This is a genomic window from Pseudoflavonifractor sp. MSJ-37 (assembly GCF_018917965.1).
Taxonomy (GTDB): domain Bacteria; phylum Bacillota; class Clostridia; order Oscillospirales; family Oscillospiraceae; genus Pseudoflavonifractor_A.
This window is the reverse complement of the sequence record NZ_JAHLPP010000014.1, coordinates 1-2987: the sequence shown is the minus strand read 5'-3', so window position 1 is coordinate 2987 and position 2987 is coordinate 1. Positions and strand designations below refer to the sequence as shown.

The 2987-nt window shown below is 59.5% G+C and carries 2 protein-coding genes; one reads left to right on the top strand and one right to left on the bottom strand.

Features of this window, described 5'->3' with window-relative positions; translation table 11 throughout:
* The coding region (locus KQI12_RS12325; protein ID WP_216573764.1) for a hypothetical protein at window positions 1-2268 on the top strand (2268 nt) is incomplete at its 5' end.
* A 429-nt stretch (window positions 2269-2697) separates the two neighbouring features.
* On the opposite strand, the gene KQI12_RS12320 is transcribed toward KQI12_RS12325, so the two are convergent.
* Window positions 2698-2987 (bottom strand): hypothetical protein (locus tag KQI12_RS12320; protein ID WP_216573762.1); only part of this gene is annotated, 290 nt, incomplete at its 5' end.

The window sequence follows — 2987 nt, the reverse complement described above, 5'->3', positions numbered from 1 at the left end:
GCCGACACCGTCACCTACAGCTGGACCTACAACGCCAACGGCACCTCCGTGGCCGTCCAGAACAAGACCGGCAAGACCATGCTGGAGGACAAGTTCAACGCCATCAAGGTCGAGGGCGTGGTCGTCGCCAACGAGTTCGCCAACCTGAACTCTTCCGATGCCAAGGGCTCCTCTATGGATGACGGCAAGACCCGCGTCGAGGTCACCAACTATGGTTCCGACGAGGATCAGAACGTCTTCAAGACCGGCACTTACTCCGTGACCACTGGTCAGGACGAGCTGGGCAAGTCCATCACCCTGTACGTCAAGAACGACTCCGGCAACACCTCCAAGGCTACCGTCCTGGGCTCCGCTGTCCTGTCTGAGGACAACAAGATCGCCGTCTCCGCTGGCAACAAGGACGTCACCAAGCTGGCCGACGACAACGATCTGGACATCGTGTCCTCCACTAAGGTCGTCAGCAACTATGCCAATGCCACTGAGTGGGGCAAGCTGGACGACGCCACCCGCAAGAGCATCGGCGCTCTGAAGGATGACACCCACGTTAACCGCGGCGTGGAGAAGGTCCTGATCGACAACGACGATGACGGCGATGTGGATTACATCCTGCTGACGAAGCTGGCGTTCGGTAAGGTCACTTCCTACTCCACCAAGAGCGACGGCTCCATCACCGTAAACGCTGGTTCTGCTGTCACCGGCCTGACCGCTGATGACAAGAAGGACGTCGTGGGCTTCGATGACGTGAAGAAGGACGACTATGTCCTGGCTGCCTGGATCGGCGGCGACCTGCACGTGCAGAAGGCTGAGTCCGTCACCGGCAAGCTGGAGGCTCTGAAGGAAAAGGAGACCATGACCGTGGCTGGCACCTCTTACGATGTGTCCGCCGTCCTCGGTTATACTGGCGGCGATGACGACATCTACTCCGCTTCCACGGTCACCAAGAACTTCGTGGACAGCGAAGGCACCTTCTATCTGGACCTGAACGGCATGGTCATCGCCGTGGGCGAGGCCACCGAGAACGGCGGCAAGTATGCCTATGTCTGGGCTGGCGACAATGACACCACCGGCATCGACAGCGACCGCGTGAAGGTCACCCTGGAGGACGGCACCACGAAGGTCTACACTCTGGACAGCGGTACCGCTGATACGGTCAAGACTGCTGTCAAGGCTCTGAAGACCAGCACCGCTGACACCGCTCTGGGGCGTGTCTATGCTTACTCCATCGGCTCTGACGGCGAGATCAAGCTGACTGCCCCGAAGGACAATCTGTCCGTGACGGGTGATGCGAGCGAGTTCACCAAGAACAAGACTCAGGTCGGCGGTCTGACTGTGACTGACAGCGCCAAGCAGACCAAGTATGCTTCTAGCAGCACTGTGTTCTTCTATGTCACCATTAAGGGTGGCAAGATCGACGATGTGGACGTGTACACCGGCTACACCAACGCTCCCTCTGTGAGTTCTGTCAAGGCCTATGCCGCTTACAACGCTGGCGGCAACATGGCCGCTGTGGCCTTCACCGGCGGCAGCATCGTCGGCAAGGACGTAGCCGACTTCGTGTATGTGACCGATATCGGTACTTCCACCAACGATTACACCAACGCCAAGGCCATCCTGCCTGGCTCCTCCGAGGAGACTGACATCAAGATCGATGGCAGCTGGGACAAGAACGGCGCTTATCTGTACACCATCACGAAGGATAACACTTATAAGCTGACTGATCCCGCTTCCGGCAGCTATGAGTCCAAGTCTGGTAGCCCCGCGCTCGTCGTGAACAACATCTCCAGCAAGACCGTGGCGACCAATACCGCTGAGTACAAGCTGACCGACAAGACCGTGTGGGTCGAGCAGAAGGACAACGGCGATTTCGATACCGCCTCTGTCGGGACTCTGCCCAACAACTCCGATAAGGGCCTTGTGACCTATCTGCTGCACAACAGCGACAGCGAGCTCCTGCTGGTCGTCACCAAGGCGGCTAAGAGCGGCTCTACCACTCCCAGCACTCCGACCACCACTGATGTCATCACCAAGGTTGACCTGACTATTCCCAGCAAGGTGACTGTTACCTGTAAGAAGGGTACTGATGTCGCCACGCTGGACATGGTCAATGAGGTCATCCCCGCTGTTCAGAAGGAACTGACCAAGAAGGGTTATACCGTCAAGTCCATCACTCTGAACGACGCGGGTGACACCTACACCTTCGAGGTCGTCAACGGCCTCATCACGGCGAACTACAAGCTGGCTACCACCGATGTGAAGGCGGAGGTCTAAGGCTATCCATAGACAGATTCCTTCTAGTCTGTTGGTATGACCAAACCGCAAACGCCACCCCCGGGCTTCGGCCCGGGGGTGGTGTTCTAATAGGAACCGATCCGCTTGCAGACCACAGGGACCGCAAAACAGAACGCCAGCCGCCCCGGATCGGGGAAAGCTGGCGTTTTCATTGGCTTTTGGGGGCGGATACTGATCCAATTCTGTCTGTTGATCGTCAGCATCATCGACTTGGTCTACCAGATCATGAAACGCAAGAAGTGATCGTCTCGGCCTTCCGATCGAGCGATCACTTCTTGTAACTCATTTAAGAGGCGGACCGTCTGCTGACGGTGCCCTCGTCTGCCCTCATCATACTCCACCAGGGCGGCGTGTCGACTGGCGAGGCTGGAGCCGGGAGCGGGCCGTATGGCCCGCTCCTTTGGCGTGTCAGAGGACGATCACGCCGTAGTCATACACCGCCATCTCGTCCTCGCCGTCGCCCAGCGCGCCGGTGAGGACCACCTGCCAGTCTCCGGCCTCCACGGGGCGGTCCAGCGTGAAGGACTGCTCCGTGCAGGCATTCCGGCCCATCAGCTCCATGGTGGGACGGCTCTCCCTGGCGGCCATGGGATGGTCCTCCCCGCCGGAGCGGAGCGTCAGGCCCACGGCGCCGCCCCTATGCCGGACCCAGGCCCGGGCGCTCTGTCCCGCCGGGAGGGCGAGGGGGCTGGCGGTCA